Here is a 20,344-nt window from a genome sequence, read left to right as displayed (position 1 = left end):
TCCCGTACGGCATACGAGAACAAGGAGGTTGCTCATGACGATCCTGGTGACGGGCGCGACCGGCAGCGTCGGCCGGTTGGTGGTCGACGAACTCGTCGCGGCGGGCGTGCCCGTGCGGGCGCTGACCGTCGACCCGGAACGCGCGCAGCTGCCGGCCGAAGCGGAGGTGGTCGTCGGGTCGCTGGCGAGGCCGTCGACACTGCCCGTGGCGCTCAAGGACGTCTCCGCGGTCTACCTGGCCCCGATGGCGCGGACTGTCCGGCGGTTCTGCGAGCTCGCCGCGGCGGCCGGCGTCGAGCGGGTCGTCGCGTTGTCGGGCAGCAGCGTCGGGGACGAGCACGAGGGGTCCAGTGGCCACGAGTACGCCGCCGTCGAGGCCGCCGTCCGGGACGCCGGGTTCGCCTGGACCTTCCTGCGGCCCGGCATGTTCATGAACAACACGCTCGACTGGGCGCCCATGGTCCAGGCGGGCGAGGTGGCGATGGCCTACGGCGACGCGACGGCGACCCCCATCGACCTCCGCGACATCGCCGCGGTGGCCGCCCGGGTGCTGACGACCGAAGGGCACATCGGCGCCACTTATGTCCTCAGTGGACCGGAGGCGATCAGCCAGCGGCGGCAGGTCGAAACCCTGGCGTCGGTGCTGGGCAGGGAAATCCGGTTCCGCGAGCTGACGCCGGACGAGCAGCGTGCGCGGTGGATCGCCTACGGCGTCCCGGAAGACGCCGTCGGCTGGCTGCTCGAAGGCTTCGAAGAATCCCTGCGGTACCCGCAGGTGCCGACCGGCGTCGTCGAGGAACTGCTGGGCCGGCCGGGAACGACGTACGCCGAGTGGGTCGAGGCGAATCGGGCAGTCTTCGCATAAAGGGGATTGCCTCCGCGGGCGGGGTGGCGATACGTTGCGTAGCAGTGTCGATGCGAACCGCATGGGGTTGACTATGGTCAAGGCACGCTGCGCGGCGGTTCTCGCCGCGCTCACGCTCACCGCGCCGCTCGTCGTCGCACCCTCGGCCGCCGGCGCGGCACCGAACGCGGTCGTGGTCTGGGACCTCAACGCGCAGACAGCCATCTGGGACGTCGCGCACCAGGCGCCGCCGCAGATCGCCGGGCGCGGGTTCGCGATGGTCAGCGGGGCGGTCTACGACGCGGTGAACGCGATCGAGGGCACACCGTACGAGCCCTACCTCGTCGCCCCGCGAGCCGGCGGCCGGGAGTCGGTGGACGCCGCCGTCGGCACGGCCGCCTACCGCGTGCTGGACGCCATTTTCCCGGAACAGCGCGAAAGGCTGCGCGTCCAGTACGACGAGTGGCTCGCCGGCCTCCCGGACGGGCCGGCGAAGCGCGGCGGCATCCGAGTCGGTGCCCAGGCCGCCGCCGCGATGATCGCCGACCGGCGGGACGACGGCGCCTTCGACCCCCGCCCCTGGACGGTCGGCACCGAGCCGGGGCAGTACCGCCCGACCCCGCCGGCGTTCGAGAACACCGGCGCCTGGGTGGGGTTCCTGAAGCCGTTCGCCGTTCCGGACGCGACGATGTTCCGGACGCCGGGGCCGCCGGCCGTCACGAGCCGCGCGTACGCCCGCGATGTCGAAGAGGTCAAGCGGCTCGGCTCGGCGACGAGCACCGCCCGCACCGCGGACCAGACCGAGGCGGCGCTGTGGTGGCACGACCGGCGCTCCGTCAGCTGGGAGATGAAGCGCGACCTCGCGCGCACGCAGAAGCTCGGCGTCCTGGAAACCGCGCGGTTCTACGCCTTGGCGGACTTCGCCGGCACGGACGGCGCGATCGCCTGCGCGAACGACAAGGAGTTCTGGCACTTCTGGCGGCCGGTCACCGCCATCCGGGAGGCCGGCACCGACGGAAACCCGGCCACCGAACCGGATCCCGGCTGGACGCCGCTGGTGGTCACCCCGCCGAACCCCGACTACCCGTCCGGTCACACCTGCCGCACGGCGGCGCAGATGACGGCCTACGCGCACTTCTTCGGCCGGGACAAGGTTCCCTTCAGCGCGTACAGCGTCGACAGCGGCACCACCCGGCACTTCGGCAGCTTCTCGCAGGCCACGGCCGAGGTGGTCGGCGCCCGCGTCTGGGCCGGCATCCACTTCCGCTCCGCCGACGTCGACGGCACGACGCTCGGCACGGGCGTGGGCAAGTACATCACGAGGCACTACTTCAAGCCGCGTCACTGAACCTAGACGCGCGTGCGGGTCATCCCGGCCAGGCCGAGCAGCGGCAGCACGCCGGCGAACACGACGACCGCCGTCCAGCCGCCCAGGTGGTAGGCGATCGACCCGGCCTGGGAACCGATGGCGCCGCCGATGAAGAACGTGCCCAGGTACACGCTGTTGACGCGGGCGCGGGCCGACGGGTCGAGCTGGTAGATCACGTGCTGGCCGGTCACCAGTGTCGCCTGGACCGCCGTGTCGACGGCGATCGCGGCGATCGCCAGCAGGATCACGCTGTGCGCCCCGAAGCCGGCCAGCGCGAACGCCGCCGCGCAGAGCACGAACGCGCCCGCGGTGAGCTTGCGGCCGTGTCCGTGGTCCGACCAGCGGCCGGCCAGCGGCGCCACCGCGGCGCCGGCCGCGCCCGCCAGGGCGAACAGGCCCACGCCCAGCTGGGAATAGTTGAACGGCGGTGCCGTGAGGACGAACGCGATGGTCGTCCAGAACGCGCTGAAGGCGCCGAACATCGCCGACTGGTAGAGGGCGCGGTGGCGCAGTGCCGGGTGTTTCCGCACCATCGCGAAGGTGGAGCGGAGCAGCTCGCCGTAGCGGACGCCGGTCTTCGGTGCGCGGCGCGGCAGGATGAAGCGCAGCACCACGGCGAGCGCGGCCATCGCGCCGGCCGAGATCAGGAACACCACGCGCCAGCCGGTCACCTCGGCGAGCAGGCTGGCGACCACGCGGGAGAGCAGGATCCCGAACAGCAGCCCGCTGACGACCTTGCCGACGATCCGGCCGCGGATGGCGTCGGGTGAGAGGTCGGCGGCGAACGGGATGAGGATCTGCACGACGACCGACGCCGCCCCGACCGCCAGCGAGGCGATGAGCAGCACGGCGAACCCGGGTGCGACGCCGGTGACGACCAGCCCGGCGCAGGCGACGGCGAGCAGCGTCGCGACGAGCCCGCGGTTTTCGAGCCGGTCGCCGAGCGGGACGAGCAGGAGCATCCCGGCGGCGTACCCGATCTGGGTGGCGGTGACGACCCCGCCGGCGGCGGCCTCCCCGACCCCGAAGGTGTGCCGCAGCTCGGCGAGCAGCGGCTGGGCGTAGTAGAGGTTGGCGACGGTCAGTCCACAGGAGACGGCCAGCAGCAGCACGAGCCAGCCGGGCGGGGCCTTCTGCTCGGTCTCGGTCATGCGCGCGCCCCCTCGGGATTGTCACCGGATTGGAACCGGTTTGATCGGTTCCCGACGGTACCAGTCAAACCGGTTCCGGCGTACTGTGACGCGTATGACGGACAGATTCCGCTCGGGAGCCGGCCGCCTGTGCCTCGACTTCATCCGGACGCTGCGGTACCGGGCGACACCGTCGGAGACGGAGGAGCTGCCGGACGCGGCGGCCTGGGGCGCGTGGATCGACCGGTTCGGCCCGTTCGCGACGCCGGTCCGCCCGGCGTCGGCCGACGACGCTCGCGCGGTCCGCGAGGCGATCCACGAGCTGTTGACGACGTCGGTGCGCCCCTCGACGCGGCAGCGGCTGAACCGGTTCGCGGCGTCGCCGGTCCCGGCGCCTTCGCTCACGCCGTCGGGCGAACTGCGCTGGCAGGCTGAGGATCCCGCGTCGGCGATGCTGGCCTTGCTGGCCCGCGACGCGCTGGATCTGGTGACGTCGCCGGAGTTCGCGCGGGTGCGGCGGTGCGCGGGACCGCGGTGCGGGGCACTGTTCCTGGACACGTCCCGCCCGGGCACGCGGCGGTGGTGCTCGATGGGCGTGTGCGGGAACCAGGCGAAGAAGTCGACTTATCGAGCCAAGGATTCCGCGGTGCGGTGATCACTGCTCCCCGGCCAGCGCGGAGGCGATGAGCGCGACCGCCGCGTCCTCGTCGTCGCCCAAGCGCCGCAAGGCGTCCCGGGCGGTCGTTCCCGGCAGCTCGGCGAGGGCCTGGGCCACGCGGATCCGCACCGCCGGCGCCCCGGTGAGCTCCTCGGTCAGTGCCCGCACGATGCGTTCGCCGAGTTCGGCGTCCGCCGCCAGCGTCCCCAGCACTTCCGCCGCTTCGACGTCGTTGGTGCCCTCGATCACCATGCCGACGAGGACCGGGACGGCGGCCGTCGTGCCGCGGTTGCCGGCGGCGAGGGCGGCGTGGCGGCGGACCGCCGGGTCCGCGTCCTCGAGCGCGCCGGTGAGCACCGCGGTCGCCTCGTCGCCGGGCAGCTCGGCGATCGCCTGCACGGCGCGCCGCCGGACGTCGACGTCGGCCGAACGCAGCCCGGCCGTCAGGCCGGCCAGGCCGTCGGCGCCCGCGCGGGCCAGTGCCCAGCGCAGGGCTCCGGCGACGTTCGGGTTCGCCTCGCTCAGGACCGCCTTGGCGAGCAGCGGGACGTCCTCGACCGGCGCCAGGGCCGCCCGCTGCCGGCGTGAGGGATCGGGGGAGTCGAGCCCGTGCAGGAGCTCGACGACGTGCAGGACGCTGTCCCAGCCGGCCGGCTCCGAGGCGTCGATCGCGCGGAGCCGCTCGAGGAGCTCCTGCTCCCGCTTCAGCCGGTCCTCGGTCCGCCGGATGAGGTCACCGACCAAAGTGGACGGTGTGAAGGCCGGATCCGCCAGCGCCTGGCCGATCTGCCGCAGCGACATGCCGAGCGACCGCAGGCCTTCGACGTGGAAGATCCGGCGGATGTCCGCTTCGGAGTATTCGCGGTAGCCGCCGACGGTCCGGCCGGTCGGCCGCACCAGCCCGAGGGAGTCGTAGTGCCGCAGCATCCGCGTGCTCACCCCGGACCGGCGGGCCACCTCCCCGATCAGCACGCGGCGGCGTCCGGTCCGAGCGCGACGATCCGCTTCGCCTCGTCGACGGCCAGGTCGAACGCGCTGTCCGGGTCGCGCAGCAACTGTTCGGTGGCGCGGGCGTGCGCCCGCACCGCCGGGTCGGGGCTCGCGAGGCCCGGCCGCAGGGCCGGCTCGGCGACGTCGCCGAGCGCGACGAGGGCCCGGCTGAGGCTCAGCTGCACGTCCCGGTCGCCGCGGCCGAGCTGGTGCGCCAGGTCCGCGGCCAGCTCCGGGTGGTCCCCGGGCGGGGCGAGGACGACGGCGGCCCGCCACGCGCTGCGCGCGACCTCGTCGTCGGGGTCGTGCAGCAGGGCCCGGGTGATCGCCTGCCATGTCGTCCGGTCGCCGATCTTGGACAGCGTGTGCAGTGCCTGGCTGCGGGCCTGCGCCCGGCCGGAACCCAGCTCCGCGACGAGCCGGGGCACGGTGACCTCCGCCGGGAGGCGGGTCAGGGCCCAGGTCAGCATGTCGCGCACGAAGAAGTCCGGCTCGACCGCGCACCGGTCCACGAGCGCGCCGGCGAGCGCGGGGTCGGGCCGGGTGCCCGCGGCGAGCGCCGCCGCCAGGCGCCTCGACGAGTTCCCGGCGCCCAGTGCGTCGAGCAGGTGTGTGTCCGTTGCGTGGTTCATGGTGACCACCTCCTCCCCGCAGTGAAGACCTTGTCACAGTGTCAAGGTCAAGCGCAGGCCGGCGCGAACGCCTCACCAGGTGACGGGCAGCTCGTGGACGCCGTAGGCGGACATGTCGTGGCGGAACCGGACGTCCTCCAGCGGGATCGCCAGGCGCAGCGTCGGCAGCCGCCGCAGCAGGGCGGGCAGCGCGAGCTGGAGTTCTGCCCGCGCCAGTGACTGGCCGAGGCACTGGTGGACGCCGTGGCCGAAGGCGATGTGGCCGCGGGTGACGCGGCCGATGTCGAAGGTGTCGGGTGCCTCGAGCAGCTCGGGGTCCCGGTTGGCGGCCGGCAGGTTGATCGTCAGGAGGTCCCCGGCCCTGACCGGCTGCCCGCCGATGGTCATGTCCTCGGCGGCCACGCGCAGGATCATGTCCTGGGCGATGGAGAGGTAGCGCAGCAGCTCCTCGACGGCGGTGGCGATCACCGCGGGGTCGTCGGTCTCCCGGATCCGGTCGGCCGCGGCTGGGTTCCGCAGGAGGGCCAGCGTCGCCAGGCCGATCATGTTGGCGGTGGTTTCGTGCCCGGCGAACAGCAGGATCATGCCGTTCATGGCGACGTCCTGCGGCGCGAGCTCGCCGGTGGCGACGCGGTCGGCGAGCAGCCTGCTGATCAGGTCGTCGCCCGGCTCCCGCTGCTTGCGCTCCACCAGCTCGGCCAGGTACCCGAACAGCGCGGCGCCGGCGGCGCCCTTCTCCTCGGCGGAGGCCTCCGCGCGGTTCATCGTGGTGCTGTGGGCCTGGAAGAACTCGTGGTCGGCGTACGGCACGCCGAGCAGCACCGAGATGACCAGCGACGGGATCGGCAGCGCGTAGTCGCGCACGAGGTCCGCGGGCGGCCCCTGGGCGATCATCGCGTCGAGGAACCGGTCGGCCAGGTCCTGGATGTGCGGGCGCATCGCGGTGACGCGCTTGACGGTGAACTCGCCGGTGAGCATGCGGCGCAGCCGGGCGTGGTCCGGGTCGTCCATCCGCGGGAAGGCGTGCGGCCGTCCCTGCCCGGCGCCCGGGTTCAGCTCCGGGAACCGGCGGGCGTCGGCGCTGACCCGGGGATCGGCCAGTACGGCCCGGACGTCGGCGTACCGGCTCACGACCCAGGCCGTGGCGCCGTTCCACAGCGTGGCCCGCTGCAGGCCCTCGGCCCGCCGCCAGTCCGCGTACGCGGCGGGCGGGTCGAACGGGCAGCTTGGGGACCGGGTTCCGGGGTAGACCGGAAGCGGGGTGCTCATGATTCCTCCCTGGTGGTGGCCGTGGTGGTGGCCGTCCTGATGTGCCGCGCGATGAGCGCGTAGTTCGTGCGGGCCTGGTCGATGTCGTTCATGTCGTAGGCGTGGTCGGCCCGCGGGACGTCGTGGTGCTCGCGCAGCGCACCGGCCGCGCGCAGCCGCCGCGCGTACCGCAGGCCTTCGGCGTGGAGCCGGTCGTACTCCGGGGTGATGACCAGCGCGGGGGCGATGCCGGTGAGGTCCGCGGTGTCGGCCGGGCCGGCGGGGGAGGCCAGGCGGTCGGCGCGTGCGGCGCGGTCGGGGACGTAGGCGTTGTCGAAGATCTCGCCCATCCAGGGCCGCAGCAGTGGTTTCGGGATCGCCGCGGGCTTGCCGGCGGCCGGGACGGTGAGGTCGAGCGGTGGGTAGTGCAGGACCTGCAGGGCGATGGCCGGGCCGCCGTGTTCGAGCGCCAGCCGCGCCACGGCCGCGGCGATCCCGCCGCCGGCGCTCTGGCCCCCGACCGTCAGCCGGGTGCCGTCCCAGCCCTGTTCGCCGCCGTGCGCCGCCACCCACCGGACGACGTCGAACGCCTGGTGCGGCGGCGCGGGGAACCGGTGCCGCGGGGCGACCGCGTAGTCGACGTTCACCACGGCCACGCCGGCTTCGGCGGCCAGGTACCGGCACAGCGGGTCGTCGAGTTCGATGCCGCGCATGACGTACCCGCCGCCGTGGAAGTTGACGTGCGCCGGCGGGTTCGCGGCCGGCCCGGCGGGGCGGTAGACGACCGCGCGGGCCGGGCCGACGGCGGTGGGGACGGCGATTTCCCGGGTGTCGCCGGGGAACTCCGGGAACTTCGCCTCGGCACGCCGTCTGAGCACGACGGAGCCGAGCGGGTGCAGTCCCTGCATGACCCGGGCCAGCGTCGCCGCCACCGGCGGCGCGCCCAGAACCGACATGACAGCCTCCCTGATCTTGGAAGGCCAGCCTATCCGACAACTGATGGATAACCAACATCTGTCGGAAACTATAGGATGCGCGGGTGCCCGCACCGCCAGTCGATCCCCGCACCCGGCGCTCGCGCGCGGCCTTGGAAGCCGCCCTGCGCGAGCTGATCGTGGACCGGGACCTGCCGCAGATATCGATCTCCGACGTCACCAAGCGCGCCGGCGTCAACCGCTCGACGTTCTACGAGCACTACACCGACCTGGCGGAGCTGGCCGCGTGCGCGTGCACCGCCCTGTTCGACGAGCTGGTGGCGACGGCCCCGCTGGCCGGCGGCAGTTCCGTCGCCAACCCGCTGCCCCGGCTGTTCACGCACGTCGCGGAGAACGCGCACCTCTACCGCACCCTGCTCGGCGACGGCGGCAGTGCCCGGGTGATCAACTACCTGCTGGAGCGGATCACGACGGCGACCCACGTGAAGCGTGGTTTCGCCGAGGGCGAGGAAGATCCGGCGGCGGCGTTCATCGCGGGAGCCGTGCTGGGTACGGTCATCGACTGGTTGCGTCGTGGGTGTCCCGGTACGCCCGAGCGGATGGGTGCGGCGATCTGGCCCCACATGCTGGCGGTCACCTCGGTGCCGGACCCGGTCGAGGGCGTGGACGGCTGACGCGGGTCAGGCCGGGCGCCGGTCCAGTTCCGCGGCGCCGAAGGAGACGTTGAAGCGGTCGCACCAGAGGCTCACGCTGGTGTAGGCGCTCAGGTCGGTGCCGGCGGGCAGCGGGTAGTTCTGGTTTCCCTTGTTCCCCTTGAGCTTGCCCGCGTCGAGGTACTTGCCGTCGTCGAACAGGTCCCAGCCGTCCTTGCCCGGTTTCACCGGTGCGTCGGAGAGCCAGACGCGCACGTCGGGGCCGCTGCTGGTGGCGAGGTTCTCCAGGCGCAGCACGAGTGACCCGTCGGCCGCCCGGATGACCCGGACCGTCCCGGTGGTCCGGTGCTCGTGGCTGATCAGGCTGCCGCTCGCGACTTCGGCCGGCGCGGCCGGTGTGGCGGACGGCGACGTCGGCGTGGCGGACGGCGAGGTCGGCGACGTGGCAGACGGCGTGGCGGACGGCGACGGCGCGGCGGCCACCGGCGCGGCGGCGGGCAGATCCTCCTGCACGGTCTCGTCGACCACCAGCTGCCACGGCTGGAACCAGTACAGACCGGCCGCCACGGCGACCAGGCCGGTCACCGTGATGGCCAGGATCCAGCGCCGGGTTCGGTTCATCTCGTTTTCCTCCGTTGTCGCCCTCTGGGGGGGGTCCATTCAACGGGACGAAACGCCCACCGGCACCGGCCGCGCGGGTTACCGATTCCTAACGTGCGCCGCGCTGGGCGCGTTCGAGCAGCCGGGCCGTCGCCCGCCGGGGCTCGGTGAACGGGTCCAGGTCGCTGCCCGCGCCGGCGCCGGGTTCCAGCTTCCAGCCGGCGATCTTGGCCGCCACCCGGCTGAGCCGCTCGTCGCCCGGGGGGACGTCGATCTGCAGGTGTGACTCCTTGACCGGGCTCAGGTCGCCGCCCCACCGCACGACGCCTTCGCACTCGGCGAGGATGTCGCGGATGACGACGAGCTCCTGGGGGAAGAAGCCGCCCGCGGCACCGCGAGGGTAGGCGGACTGCCGGATCGTGATGGCCGTCCCGGAGAGGTGGTTGCTCTCGTACCCGGCCGCCGCCGCGCGGTCGGTCGTGTGCCCGGTGATGTCGCCGGGCGCGAGGGAACCGCCCAGTTCGTAGCAGAACCGCCGGGCGCAGTGCAGCAGCGTGGTGGCGACGTCGCCGGGGAGCACCGCCACCGCGAGGTCGGTGCCCTCCACCGGGAACGACGGCACCTCGGGCACCACGGGCCAGCCGTTGAGGCTGACGTCGCCGGACCAGCCGGGTTCCGCGGCGTCCGCGAAGGTGGTGCCGAGGAGCCCGGCCACGCCGAGCGCGCCGGTCACGCCGAGGCCGCCGGCCAGCACGCTCCGCCGGGACAAGGTCGTCATTCGCTCGCTCCCGCCGTCACCGACGCGACGCCGGGGTCGCTCCCGGGCCGGTAGGTGTTCTTGTCGATCTGGACGCGGCCGTCGCCGTCGCCCACCCAAAGCGTCTGGACCTGGTTGAACGCCCAGTTCTCCGGGAGCGGGAAGCCCTTGTTCCCGGCGTAGCCGGTGGACATCCCGGCGACGAACGAGTAGCAGGCGTGCGTGCGCGCGCTGACCTGGGCGCAGACGTCGCGGGCGCCGTAGACCCCGTGGCGGTAGCGGTGCCCGGCCGCGGCCAGCCCGGCGACGACGCCTTCGAAGTAGGGCACGACGTTGCTGTCCACGTCGGCGCGGGTCGCGTCGAAGTCGACGGCGAAGTAGATCACCGTGCCGGGCGGGAAGCCGTACCCGGCGGCGGCCTGGTGGGCGTCCGCGGCGTCCTGCCGCCCCTGCTCGCGGGTGAAGTAGCCCAGGCTGTCGCCGGCGTACTGGGAGATCGGGAACACCTTGAGCCCGCTGTCGAAGATGACCTGCAGCTCGCCCGGCTTGATCTTCTTGTCCAGCTTGCTCTCCGGCCGCTGGTCGAGGTAGCGCCCGACGAATCGGTAACCGGCGTCGTGGAGCGCCTTGGCGCGGGCGGGCGTGACCGTGGTGGCGCAGTCGCAGGCGGCGCCCGGGCCGTCCGGGTCCCCGTTGGACGCCATGAGCAGGGCCCAGGTCGGGAAGTCGCCCTTCCCGGTGACCTCCAGCGCGGCGAACTCCTGGAACCGCCTGGTCGCGGCGGCGATCGCCGAGCCGAACACGCCGGTGAAGGAGCCGTGGCCGTTCATGACCAGGCCCGCCGTGTAGAGCCGGGTCCAGACGCCGGTGTCGCCCTCGGCGACCGTGTGGGTCTTGAGCCCGGCCCGGGTCGCCGGGCCGAACGTACCGGTGGCGTTGTCGTCGGTCATGCCCAGCTCGAACTGGATGGCGTAGGACACGGCCGTGACGAGGTCACGGGACACCAGGCCGTCGGTGGCGCCGACGAAGAAGTCGCGGCGCGCGGGGTACTGCCCGTTGAGCCACTGCTGGAGCGCGCGGACCTGCCGGTCGCCGCCGCGGGCGAGCCGGTGGGAATCCAGGGACAGCAGGGCTTTCAGCAGTTTGGGCGAGAACGAGCCGTCCGCGGGGGCGGTGGCACCGGTGTCGGCGGTGAACGCCGTGATCGCCGCGTCGGTGGACCTGCCGAAGCTGCCGTCGAGTGCCGCGATGTCGTAGCCCCGGCAGATCAGTCCCGATTGGACGATCCGGACGAGGTTCGGCGCCGGGTCGTCGCGCCGCACGCCGCCGCGCTGGTCCAGTGCGGCCAGCGTCGACGGGCCGAAGTTGTCGGCGAGCGTGGTGATCCCGAGCTCGTGCTGCAGCGCGCGGATCAGCGCGAAGGTCGTGGACCGGCCGGGAACGCCGTCTTCCGGACATTTCTCGTACCCGGCGACGGCACGGTAGGTGGCGTTGAGCCACTGCTGTACAGAAAGGACAGTGCTGGTCATGGCGTCCGTGACGCTATCGATGCCCGCCGGCCGGCGCACGGCGAAACCGGGGGTTTTCCGCGAAACGCGGAACGGCTTTCGCGCCGTCGCGGGAGTCCGCGCAGCCGAAGACCTCGGGGCGGAAAACCGGGTCAGCCGCCGGCTTCGAACCGGCCGGTGAGCATGGCGGTCGCGAGCTCGACCCGCGACTGGTAGCCGGTGCGGGTGAACAGCCGGGACAGCCGGCCTTCGACGCTCTTGCCGCTCGCGCCCAGCACCACCGCGATCTGCTTGTTGGTGAGGCCTTCGCAGACCAGGACCGCGAGTAGACGCTCGTTCTCGGCGACGGTGGCCTGCCGTCCGGGGACCGGGATCCCCTGCCGCTGCATCTTCTTCCGCAGCCGGGACCGGCGGATGAGCGCGTCGATCGAGCCGTACCGCTCGTAGGCGAGGGACAGCGTCTCGGGGCCGGCGACGCCGTAGCGGGCGAGCCGCTCCCAGCCGAGGGCCTGTTCGAACGGCTGTCCGCGGCGGTCGAGCAGGTGGAGCGCCGCGGCGGCCGCGCGCGTGTCCGACTCGACGAAGGCCCGCAGGGTGAGGTGGTGGATCTCGGCGGACCCGGTGCCCAGCCGCGTGGCGGCCCGCTCCAGCCGGCGCAGGTACTCCGGCAGCAGGTGCGCGTCGATCCCGCGGGAGACGGCGAGGTCGGCGAGGGCGATCCACAGGGCGTCGGTGTGCACGACGACGCCTTCTTCGTCGGCGCGGTCCAACGCGGCCCGGAGGACGGACCGGGACCGTTCGAAGTCGGCGAACACCGCGTCGAGCCACGCCTCGGGCAGCGCGAGTGCGTGCGGGAAGGCGGGGTGCCGGGCCTGGGCGGTGGCGAGCAGTTCGCGGGCGCGGACGAGCTTTCCCCTGGCCATCTGCACCAGTGCGGCCAGCTGGAACATCGTGCTTTGCGGGGCGTCGCAGCCGTGCGGCGAGCTCGTGGCGATGCTCTTGCAGGCCAGTTCCAGCGCCAGGTCGAACTCGCCCCGGTGGAACGCCGTGGCCATCTGCGCCGGGACGGACACCGGCACGGGCACCCGCGGGGTCGCGGCCAGGAGGCGTTCCGCCGTTTCGGCTTCACCGAGGACCAGCAGCGCTTCGGTGCGGCTCAGCACCTCGGCGACCGCGGCCGGCCCGCCCTCGGCGGCGCGGGCGGGCAGAGTGGCGACGTCGCGCCGGAACTCGCCGCTGTGCCCCAGCCAGAGGTCGGCGATCGGGCCGAGGTAGCCGATGTGCCGGGCGATGACCTCGGCGCCGGGCGCCTGACGCAGCCGCTGGAGCAGGTCGTGGGTCTCCCGCCAGCGGCCGAGCAGGAAGAGCGCGAACGCGCGGCAGGCACCGCGTTCGGCCGGGCCACCGGACCAGGGCCAGAGCTCGCCCCGCGCGATCCGCGCGAGCGTGCCGAGGTCCTCGGCCCCGAAGAGGGTCATCATGTGGATGAACAGCGCGTCCACCCGCTCTTCCTCGGTGAACCCCGCCGGCAGGGTTTCGACGACCAGGGTCGAGGACTCCAGCGCGAGGTGGGCGCACCCGTGGAAGAGGCAGACGAGGGTGTGCCGGTAGAGGAGCCGGCTCCGCTCGGCGGGATCGACGGTGAGGCCGGCCGCGGCGCGGAGCCAGGCGATGGTCTCGAAACTCGGGGCACTCGCCGTGCGCTCGGCGTGCTTCAGCAGCTCTTCACGCGCGCGGACGGGGTCGATCAGCTTGCCGGCGTAGGCGATCTGGTCCGGGAGGTAACCGGGATCGGCGCACCGCGCGGCGCCCCGCCACAGCGCTTCGACGGCGATCTTCGCCAGCAGCCGCCGCTCGTACGGCCCGAGCGCGGCCCGCAGCGCGGCGCCGACCAGGGGGATCCGGAAGCGCCATTCGGCCGCGACCCGGTGGTGGTGCAGCGCGCCGGCGTCGCGCAGCCGGGCAAGCAGGTCCTGAGCGTCTGCTTCGGACACTCCCACCGCGGTCGCGAGCAGGGCCGGCAGCGCCTCGCCCAGCGGACCGAGCACCGCCACGGCCTTCGCGGCGCGCCAAGTTTCCTCGCCCAGCCGCCGGAGCCGGCGGACGACCTCGTCGGACTCGCTCAACCGCGGGTAACCGTGCCCGGGCCGGAGAAAGGCGTGCTTGTCGACCAGGCGGATCATGTCGTGTTCGTCGGCGATGCGGCCGGCCTCCGCGGCCGCGGCCGGCCAGCCGCGGCTGAGCGCCCGGTGGCGGGTCAGCAGCGCCGGTTCGGGCTTGGCGTCGAGCACGGTGGTCAGCTCGGCCTCGAACTGCGCCCGGGACAGGGGACGCACGACCGCGAGGCGGGCGAGGCCGTCGTCGCGCAACCGGGCGAAGACCCGGCCGATCTCCGGCCGCGCCGCGGCGGCGACCGGGAGCGAAACGGTGGCCACGCAGGCCGTGCCCGGGCCGGCGAGCTGCCGGACGGCCGCCTCCAGCGCGCCGAAGGCCGCCGGCCGCAGGAGGTGGACGTCCTTGAGACAGAGGACGCTGCCCGGCCGGCACCGCAGCACGGCGGGGGCGGGGAGCGGGAGCTCGGTCACGTCCGGGTCGAAGGCGACGGTGAAGGTCGCGCCGCCGCCGTCCGGCGTCTCGTGCCACCGCCGGCAGACCGCCGCCGCCACGGGGTCGCCTTCGAAGCCCGCCGGCCCGGCGACCACGGTCAGCCAGGCACGACCGGGCCGCCGCATCGCCTCGACGATTTCGGCGGCCAGACGTTCTTGCGCGGGAAAAGGTCTTACCTGGTGCACGGCGGCTCTTACGGCTCTGCGGCTCTTACGGTCGGGGGAGGGCTGTGTGAACGATACGGGTTCTTCCGGGTGCCGATGAACCGGCACCGTTTCGAATTATTTTCATATTCGGTGCCGGTCCGGACGGGAGTGTCCCTTCGGGACGGTGTCCGTGCGAGAATGGCGAGGTGCCGGAAAGGGCGGGGATGCGGGTTTCCGGGGAGTTCGCCGGCCGGGACGCCGAGTTGCGGGTTCTCGACGGCTGCGTGGAGACGGCCGGCCTGGTGCTCGTCCGAGCCGGCGCCGGCGCCGGGAAAACCGCCCTGCTACGCGAATTCCGGAAACGCGCGAGAAGCCGCGGGGCCCACGTCATCGCCTTCGGCTGCGGCGACGTCCCGGAATGGGACGACTTCGGCACGGTGCCGGTGATGGCGGCCGTCCGCGCCGAATTGCCGAAGATCGGTGACGCGCGCGTCGCGGCCGCGGTGGCGGCGGTGGCCCGGGGCAGTACGCCGGAAACGTATTCTTCCGCACCGGCGCGGGCGGCATTGTTCGCCGACCTGGTCCGGTTCTTCTTCGCCCTGCGCGGCGACGGCGCGGTCGTCGTCCTCGCCGACGACGTCCACACCGCGCCACGGCCCGAAGCGATCATCGAGGCGGCGTACCAGGCCGGGTGCGCGGTGGTGGCCGCCTGCCGCACGGACGCGGGCGGCGGGCCGGCGCGGCTGAGCGCGATGGCCCGGCGGATCCTCGACCTGCCCCCGCTGCCGGCGGACGAGACGGCGAGCCTGCTCGAGGCACTGGCGGGCGGACGGCTGGACGACGCCGTGGCGCCGGCCGTCTTCACCGCGCTCGGCTCGCTCGCCGGCAACGCGGGGACGCTGTCGGCCGTCTTCGGCGAGCTCGTCCGGGACGGCCGGTTCGCCGAGGTGCTGGGCCACCGGTGCCTGGCCGATCCGGACCGGCCGATCGCGCTGCCGTCCGGCCACCCGCTGGTCCGCCACGTGACGAGGTTCGGCGAGCTCGGGGCCGAGCTGGTCGCACTGGCGCACCGAAGCGACTTGTTCGGCGTCGACGACCTGCCTGCATTCGCGGCCGCCACCGGCCGCGACCTGGACAGGTGCGGTCGCGCGGTCGACGACCTGGTCGTCGCCGGCGCACTGGACCACGACGAATACGGGAGGTTGAGCGTGCCGTGCCCGGCGCTGGTGCCCGCCGTGGTGCGGGCGTGCCCGGTGGACCTGCCTGCGGTGCACCGGGCCATCGCCGAGCACCTGCTGCGGGCCGGGCCGGGTGGGGTAGCCGGGGCCGAGCCTGCCGGGGTTGCCGGGCAGGTAGCGGCGGCCGAGCCTGCCGGGGTTGCCGAGCACGTCTCCCCGGCCGAGTCGGCCGTCGTCGCGGAGCACGTCGCCCTGGCCGAGCCTGCCGGGCACATCGCCCCGGCCGAGCCGGCCATCGTCGCCGAGCACGTCGCGCTGGCCGGGCCGGCCCTGCCGCCGAACCCCGCTCTCGTGGCGTTGCTCGAGCGGGAGGCCGACCGGGTGGGCCGGCACGACCCGGCGACGGCGGCGCGCTGCCACCGCGCGGCCCTGCGGCACTGCGAGCCCGGCTCGGCCACGCACAGCCGGGTCCTGAGCACCGCGCTGCGGCTGCTCATCCGGACCGGCGACTACCGGTGTCTCGGGGACGTGGTCGCCGAAGCGGTGGCCGCGGGTTTCGCCGAAGGCGTGCGGTACGAGCTGGCCGTCTCGGCCGCGCTCGTCGCGGTGCACCTGGGTGGTCCGGTGCCCGAGCCGGTCCGGAGCGCGCTCGCGGTTGAGGCGTCCGGCCGGGCGGCCCTGGACTTCGCCGCGGCGTTCGGCGCGGGGAGTTACGCGCTCGCAGGGGAGGCCGCCTTCGGTGCCTTCCGTGGTGAACCCGTCGGCGCGGACTGGGCGCGCGGGCTCGAGCAGGCGGGCGACCAGCACGACATCCTCAGCCTGAACCGGCTGCTGGTCGGGCCCGGGTACGGCGAGCCGAAGAGCGGCCCGATGGCCGTTTTCGGCCGGCTGACCCGGAATTTCACGCGTGGCGAGTGGGCCGGCATCCCCTCCGACGCCCGGCGGCTGGAGCTCACCGGCGGAATCCCGTCCCCACTCCGGCAGTTCACCAGGGTGATCGCCGCCGAGATCCATGCGTCGTGGGGCGAGCCGGACCGGGCGGCACAGTGGCTGGCGAAGGTCAGTGCGGACTTCCCGTTCCGGGCGATCCGCACCTGGGTCGAGATCGGCATCGCCTACCGGGCGGGCGACTGGGACCGGGCCCGTGAACGGGGCTGGGCCGCGTACCCGGACATCGTCGGCGACCCGGTCCACCCCGGCGACCTGGTGGGGCTGCGGTGGTTCCTCGTCCGGATGGGCTACCTGGAGAAGCAGGCGGGCAACGTCGGGAAGCTGCAGGTGCTCTGCCGCGACGCGAAGCGGCTGCACGCCCGCCACCCCGGCGTGACCCTGGGGATCGCCGAGCTGATCCTGCGCGGCCTGGCCGAGAACGATCGCGCGGCCGCGGCCGAAGCCGTGGACGTCCTGCGCCGGCACGGGAACCGGCCCGAGCTGATGCGCGCGCTGATCACGGTGGCTTTCCTCGCCGAGGACCCGCGCCCGTGGTACCACGAGGCGTACGAAATAGCCGAGCAGCTGGGTGGCGAATGGCTGCGGACGAGCGTCACGGCGTCGATGAAGGAAAGCGGTGTCGCGGCGCCGTCCCGCCGGTCCGGGGTGGTGGCGTTGACCGGCGACGAGGAACGGATCATCGGGCTGATCCAGCAGGGCCTGACCAACCGTCAGATCGCGGCGGCGGTGCGGGTGAGCGAGAAGACGGTCGAGAGCCACCTGACCAAGCTGTTCGCGAAGACCGGCTGCCGGTCACGGCTGGACCTGGCGACCGCCAGTCTGGACGGCCGGCTGGTTTTCACGCCGGTTCCCTGAGCGGTGGCGGCGTCACGGCCACGTCGATTCCGCGGGCCCGCAGTGCTTTTACGAAGTCGTCGTCGGTCACCAGTGTCCAGGCCACCGGGAGCTTCGCCGCCGTCGGCCCCCTCCCGAGGGCCGCCCACACCCGATCCGGCGCGAGACCCCCGCCGTACCGACTGGATGGTATGTTGACCGCGTGATCGAAGCGGCGCGCCGGACCTGGCGACTCCTCGAGCCCTACCACGGGATGATCTACTTCGCCCCCGAAGCCGCGGCCGCCTACGCGGAACTCGGTCTCACCGGCCGCGCCGGCTACTTCGCGTCGCGGTCGGCGGCGCTCGGCGCGGTCCCGGCTCCGGTCGTCGTCGCGACCTTCTACAACTTCAACCCGGCCCTCGTCCACGCGTCGATCACCGAGGCCTGGTCCACCACCGACCCGGCGGCCGTCCTGGCCGCGCGGTACGCGGCGGCCGACCGGGCGTTGCGCGCCGTCCTGGGCGAGGCGATCGATTCGCCGGAGATGCGTCAGGCCGCGGCCCTCTCGCGCGCGGCCGCCGAGACGGTCGCCGGGGACGTCACCGGCCGCCCGCTCTTCGCCGCCCACGCGGCACTGGCGTGGCCCACCGAGCCGCACCTGGTGCTGTGGCACGCGCAGACCCTGCTCCGGGAATACCGCGGCGACGCGCACATCGCCGCCCTGCTGACGGCGGGGTTGAGCGGCATCGAAGCCCTCGTCACCCACGCGGCGTCCGGCGCCGTCCCCGCCGAGACCCTGCGCACATCCCGGTCGTGGTCCGAAGAGGACTGGAACTCCGCCGTCGCCGCCCTCCGCGAGCGGGACTGGCTCACCGGCGACGCCGCCCCCACGTTCACGTCCACGGGCGCGGCCCGCCGGGCGGAGCTCGAGAAGGCGACCGACGAGAACAGCACGGCCCCCTACGCGCACATCGGCGAGCCCGCCTGCGTCGAGCTGCAGGAGCTGGTCCGCCCGTTCAGCCGGGCGCTCGTCGAGAAGCTCATGCCCTGGGCGGCCGCGAAGCAGTAGTCCCCGGTTGCCGGTGACGGGCATCTGCCTGAGCTGTCCTTTGTGGACCGGTTCGGCTACCACCGGTAGGTGCGGCGCAGGGCGGCCTTCACGACCTTCCCGGTCTCGTTGCGGGGCAGCTCGCCGACGAACACGACGTCGCGGGGCACCGCGAACCGGGCGAGGCGGTGCCGCACGTGGGAGCGGACCGTGTCGGCGTCGAGCTCCGCGCCGGTGGCGAGCACCAGGTACGCCGCGAGGCGCTGCCCGTACTTCGTGTCGGGCACGCCGACCACGGCGGCCTCCCGGACAGCGTCGAGTGTCAGGAGGACTTCTTCGACGGCCGCCGGTGCCACGTTTTCGCCGCCGGACACGACCATCTCGTCCGCTCGGCCCTCGACGAACAGCCGGCCGTTGGCGTCGAGGTAGCCGCGGTCGCCGGTGTCCATGAGCCCGTCGCGGACGGCCGGCTGTGCCCCGTCGGTGTAGCCGTCGAACAGCATCTTGTTGCCGACGTGGAGCCGTCCGGTCGCGCCCGGTGGCACCGGGGTGCCCGTGTCGTCGAGGATCCGGACCCGCGTGCCGATCGGCGGCCTGCCCGCCGTGCTGCGCGCCGCCCGCAGGTCGGCGGGGGTGGCGATCGCCGCCCACGACACCTCGGTCGAGCCGTAGAGGTTGTAGAGGATGTCGCCGAAGGCGTCCATGAACTCCTCGGCCAGCCGGCCCGGCAGGGCGGCGCCGGAGCTGGCGACCACCCGCAGCGACGACAGGTCGTAGCGGGCCCGGACGTGTTCGGGGACGTCCAGCAGGCGCCGCAGCATGGTCGGCACCGCGAACAACGCCGTGCACCGGTACTTCTCGACCAGCCGCAGCGTCGCTTCCGCGTCGAAACGCCGGCGCAGCACCAGGCTCGCCCGCAGCGCCATGCCGAGCTGGAGCGCGGCGAGGCCCCAGGTGTGGAACAACGGGGCGGCGACCAGGATGCGTGCTTCGGCGCGCAACGGGATCACCGACAGGACGGCGGCGGCGTCCGCGGGACCGCGCGGCGTGGGCCGGCGGGCGCCCTTGGGCAGGCCGGACGTGCCCGAGGTGAGGACGACGATCCGGCCCGGGCTGCCCGGCGGCGTGATCCGGCCGGCCGGCGACGTGCCGATCAGCTCTTCCGTGGTGGGGCCGGGCTCTTCGCCGGACGACCAGGTGCTGACGCGCGGAACGGCGGACGGCAGGTGCCGGGCGAACTCGTCGTCGGCCAGGACGAGCGCGGGCCGGTGCCGCCCCGCGAAATCGGCCACGGAGGCCGGCGCCAGGCCGGTGTTCATCAGCAGCACGTCCGCGCCGAGCTTGCCGCACGCGATCATCGCCTCGACCATCGCGTTGTGGTTGCGGCACATCAGGAGTACCCGCGACTCGTCGTCGACGCCGTACCGCCGGAGCGCGGTCGCCAGCCGGGTGGTGCGCTCGTCGAGCTCGCCGAACCGCAGGCAGGACCGCTCGTCGCACAGCACGAGCGAGCCCGGCGCCCGGCGTGCCCCGGACTCGAACCCGCCCGCGAGGGTCGGTCCCCAGCGGCTCACGGCCTTCAGCTGCCGCAGCATCCCGGCGGGCTGGGCGGGGGTGAGCACCCCGGCCTTGACGAGGGACCGCCCGATTTCGAGCCGCGACCGGTGCGGCGGGAGCACGTCCGCGGCCGGGACGCCACCGACGTGGTCGCTCACGGCCGCGATCGCGTCGACGATCCGCCGCCGGATCTCCGACGTCCCCGGCGCCGGGGTGCCGAGCAGCGCGAGCCAGACGGTGACCGCGCAGCCGCCGGGGACCGGGCGCAGCGTGACGGACAGCCGGTGGTGCCGCGCCTCCACGCTCGCCCAGGCCAGCTGCTCGCGGGCGCGGTGGGTCATGATCTCCACGACGTCCTCGCCGCCACCGGCGAGGTACCGGTACCGCGTGCCCCGTCCCCGCCCCGTCGCCAGCCGCTCGCACCAGGTGATTCCCCGGACAAATCGCGAATAAAATTCAAGTTTTTCGACGACCGCCCACATTTCGGCCGGCGTTCGCGGCACGGTGACGTTGACCTCGATGAATTCCGGATCCATTTACACCTTCTGTGCGGAGAGGAGCCGCAGCATAGGGTGCACCGCTCTCGTGGCAGCGCCGGAACTCGGGAGTAGCCGGAAATTCCGAAGAACGCGGAAGAAAATCCGCCGCCGATCCCACTAGTGGATGTGCGAACCCCCGTTGATGTCGGCGCCGATGACGGGCTGAACCCCGCACCCG

Annotated in this window: 16 protein-coding genes; 6 read left to right on the top strand and 10 right to left on the bottom strand. The window is 73.5% G+C overall.

From position 1 onward, the window contains the following. The first annotated feature begins 34 nt into the window (after positions 1 to 34). The gene (locus I4Q55_RS22690; RefSeq protein WP_206790349.1) at positions 35 to 865 is read left to right on the top strand and encodes an NAD(P)H-binding protein; all 831 of its coding nucleotides are present in this window, start codon (positions 35 to 37) and stop codon (positions 863 to 865) included. A gap of 73 nt (positions 866 to 938) precedes the next feature. Continuing rightward, positions 939 to 2,192, top strand: coding sequence for a vanadium-dependent haloperoxidase (locus I4Q55_RS22685; protein ID WP_206790348.1), 1,254 nt, complete (start codon positions 939 to 941; stop codon positions 2,190 to 2,192). Between the two features lie 2 nt (positions 2,193 to 2,194). On the opposite strand, the gene I4Q55_RS22680 is transcribed toward I4Q55_RS22685, so the two are convergent. After that, positions 2,195 to 3,364: an MFS transporter gene (locus tag I4Q55_RS22680; RefSeq protein WP_206790347.1), complete on the bottom strand. Its 1,170-nt coding sequence runs from the start codon at positions 3,362 to 3,364 to the stop codon at positions 2,195 to 2,197. Between the two features lie 94 nt (positions 3,365 to 3,458). Between I4Q55_RS22680 and I4Q55_RS22675 the strand changes: the two genes are divergently transcribed. Continuing rightward, positions 3,459 to 3,998, top strand: a complete 540-nt coding sequence (locus tag I4Q55_RS22675; protein WP_206790346.1) for an ABATE domain-containing protein — start codon at positions 3,459 to 3,461, stop codon at positions 3,996 to 3,998. Here I4Q55_RS22675 and I4Q55_RS22670 read toward each other — a convergent pair whose 3' ends face one another. The 4 genes from I4Q55_RS22670 to I4Q55_RS22655 form a co-directional block, all read right to left on the bottom strand. Further along, positions 3,999 to 4,973 (bottom strand): HEAT repeat domain-containing protein, encoded by a 975-nt coding sequence (locus I4Q55_RS22670; RefSeq protein WP_206790345.1) that lies wholly within the window; start codon positions 4,971 to 4,973, stop codon positions 3,999 to 4,001. Continuing rightward, positions 4,967 to 5,623 carry a HEAT repeat domain-containing protein gene (locus I4Q55_RS22665; protein ID WP_206790344.1) on the bottom strand — a complete coding sequence of 219 codons (657 nt, stop codon included), beginning with the start codon at positions 5,621 to 5,623 and terminating at the stop codon, positions 4,967 to 4,969. The genes I4Q55_RS22670 and I4Q55_RS22665 overlap by 7 nt, the downstream gene beginning before the upstream one ends. 72 nt (positions 5,624 to 5,695) lie before the next feature. Beyond that, the gene (locus I4Q55_RS22660) at positions 5,696 to 6,892 is read right to left on the bottom strand and encodes a cytochrome P450 (protein ID WP_206790343.1); all 1,197 of its coding nucleotides are present in this window, start codon (positions 6,890 to 6,892) and stop codon (positions 5,696 to 5,698) included. Further along, positions 6,889 to 7,827 carry an alpha/beta hydrolase gene (locus I4Q55_RS22655; protein ID WP_206790341.1) on the bottom strand — a complete coding sequence of 313 codons (939 nt, stop codon included), beginning with the start codon at positions 7,825 to 7,827 and terminating at the stop codon, positions 6,889 to 6,891. The genes I4Q55_RS22660 and I4Q55_RS22655 overlap by 4 nt, the downstream gene beginning before the upstream one ends. Before the next feature lie 83 nt (positions 7,828 to 7,910). Between I4Q55_RS22655 and I4Q55_RS22650 the strand changes: the two genes are divergently transcribed. Next, complete coding sequence (locus tag I4Q55_RS22650; RefSeq protein WP_206790340.1) at positions 7,911 to 8,480, top strand: TetR/AcrR family transcriptional regulator; 570 nt, start codon at positions 7,911 to 7,913, stop codon at positions 8,478 to 8,480. A 6-nt stretch (positions 8,481 to 8,486) separates the two neighbouring features. Here I4Q55_RS22650 and I4Q55_RS22645 read toward each other — a convergent pair whose 3' ends face one another. The 4 genes from I4Q55_RS22645 to I4Q55_RS22630 form a co-directional block, all read right to left on the bottom strand. Next, the gene (locus I4Q55_RS22645; protein ID WP_206790339.1) at positions 8,487 to 9,080 is read right to left on the bottom strand and encodes a DM13 domain-containing protein; all 594 of its coding nucleotides are present in this window, start codon (positions 9,078 to 9,080) and stop codon (positions 8,487 to 8,489) included. An 88-nt stretch (positions 9,081 to 9,168) separates the two neighbouring features. Further along, entirely contained in the window at positions 9,169 to 9,837 is a 669-nt protein-coding gene (locus I4Q55_RS22640; RefSeq protein WP_206790338.1) for a hypothetical protein, read from the bottom strand. Then, entirely contained in the window at positions 9,834 to 11,345 is a 1,512-nt protein-coding gene (locus I4Q55_RS22635) for a glycoside hydrolase domain-containing protein (protein ID WP_206790337.1), read from the bottom strand. Before I4Q55_RS22635 ends, I4Q55_RS22640 begins: the two co-directional genes overlap by 4 nt. A 131-nt stretch (positions 11,346 to 11,476) precedes the next feature. Continuing rightward, positions 11,477 to 14,056: a LuxR C-terminal-related transcriptional regulator gene (locus I4Q55_RS22630; protein ID WP_206790336.1), complete on the bottom strand. Its 2,580-nt coding sequence runs from the start codon at positions 14,054 to 14,056 to the stop codon at positions 11,477 to 11,479. Between the two features lie 227 nt (positions 14,057 to 14,283). Here I4Q55_RS22630 and I4Q55_RS22625 point away from each other — a divergent pair, with 227 nt between their 5' ends. Together I4Q55_RS22625 and I4Q55_RS22620 are read left to right on the top strand one after the other, a co-directional pair. Further along, positions 14,284 to 17,061 (top strand): LuxR C-terminal-related transcriptional regulator, encoded by a 2,778-nt coding sequence (locus I4Q55_RS22625; protein ID WP_206790335.1) that lies wholly within the window; start codon positions 14,284 to 14,286, stop codon positions 17,059 to 17,061. Between the two features lie 181 nt (positions 17,062 to 17,242). Beyond that, positions 17,243 to 18,091, top strand: a complete 849-nt coding sequence (locus I4Q55_RS22620) for a hypothetical protein (RefSeq protein WP_206790334.1) — start codon at positions 17,243 to 17,245, stop codon at positions 18,089 to 18,091. 56 nt (positions 18,092 to 18,147) lie between these two features. Here the strand turns inward: I4Q55_RS22620 and I4Q55_RS22615 are convergent, their stop codons facing one another. After that, on the bottom strand, positions 18,148 to 20,163 hold the full coding sequence (locus I4Q55_RS22615) for an AMP-binding protein (protein WP_206790333.1): 2,016 nt from the start codon (positions 20,161 to 20,163) through the stop codon (positions 18,148 to 18,150). Positions 20,164 to 20,344 lie beyond the last annotated feature (181 nt).

The organism is Amycolatopsis sp. MtRt-6 (assembly GCF_017308975.1).
GTDB lineage: Bacteria > Actinomycetota > Actinomycetes > Mycobacteriales > Pseudonocardiaceae > Amycolatopsis.
This window is presented reverse-complemented; position numbering and strand designations above follow the sequence as displayed.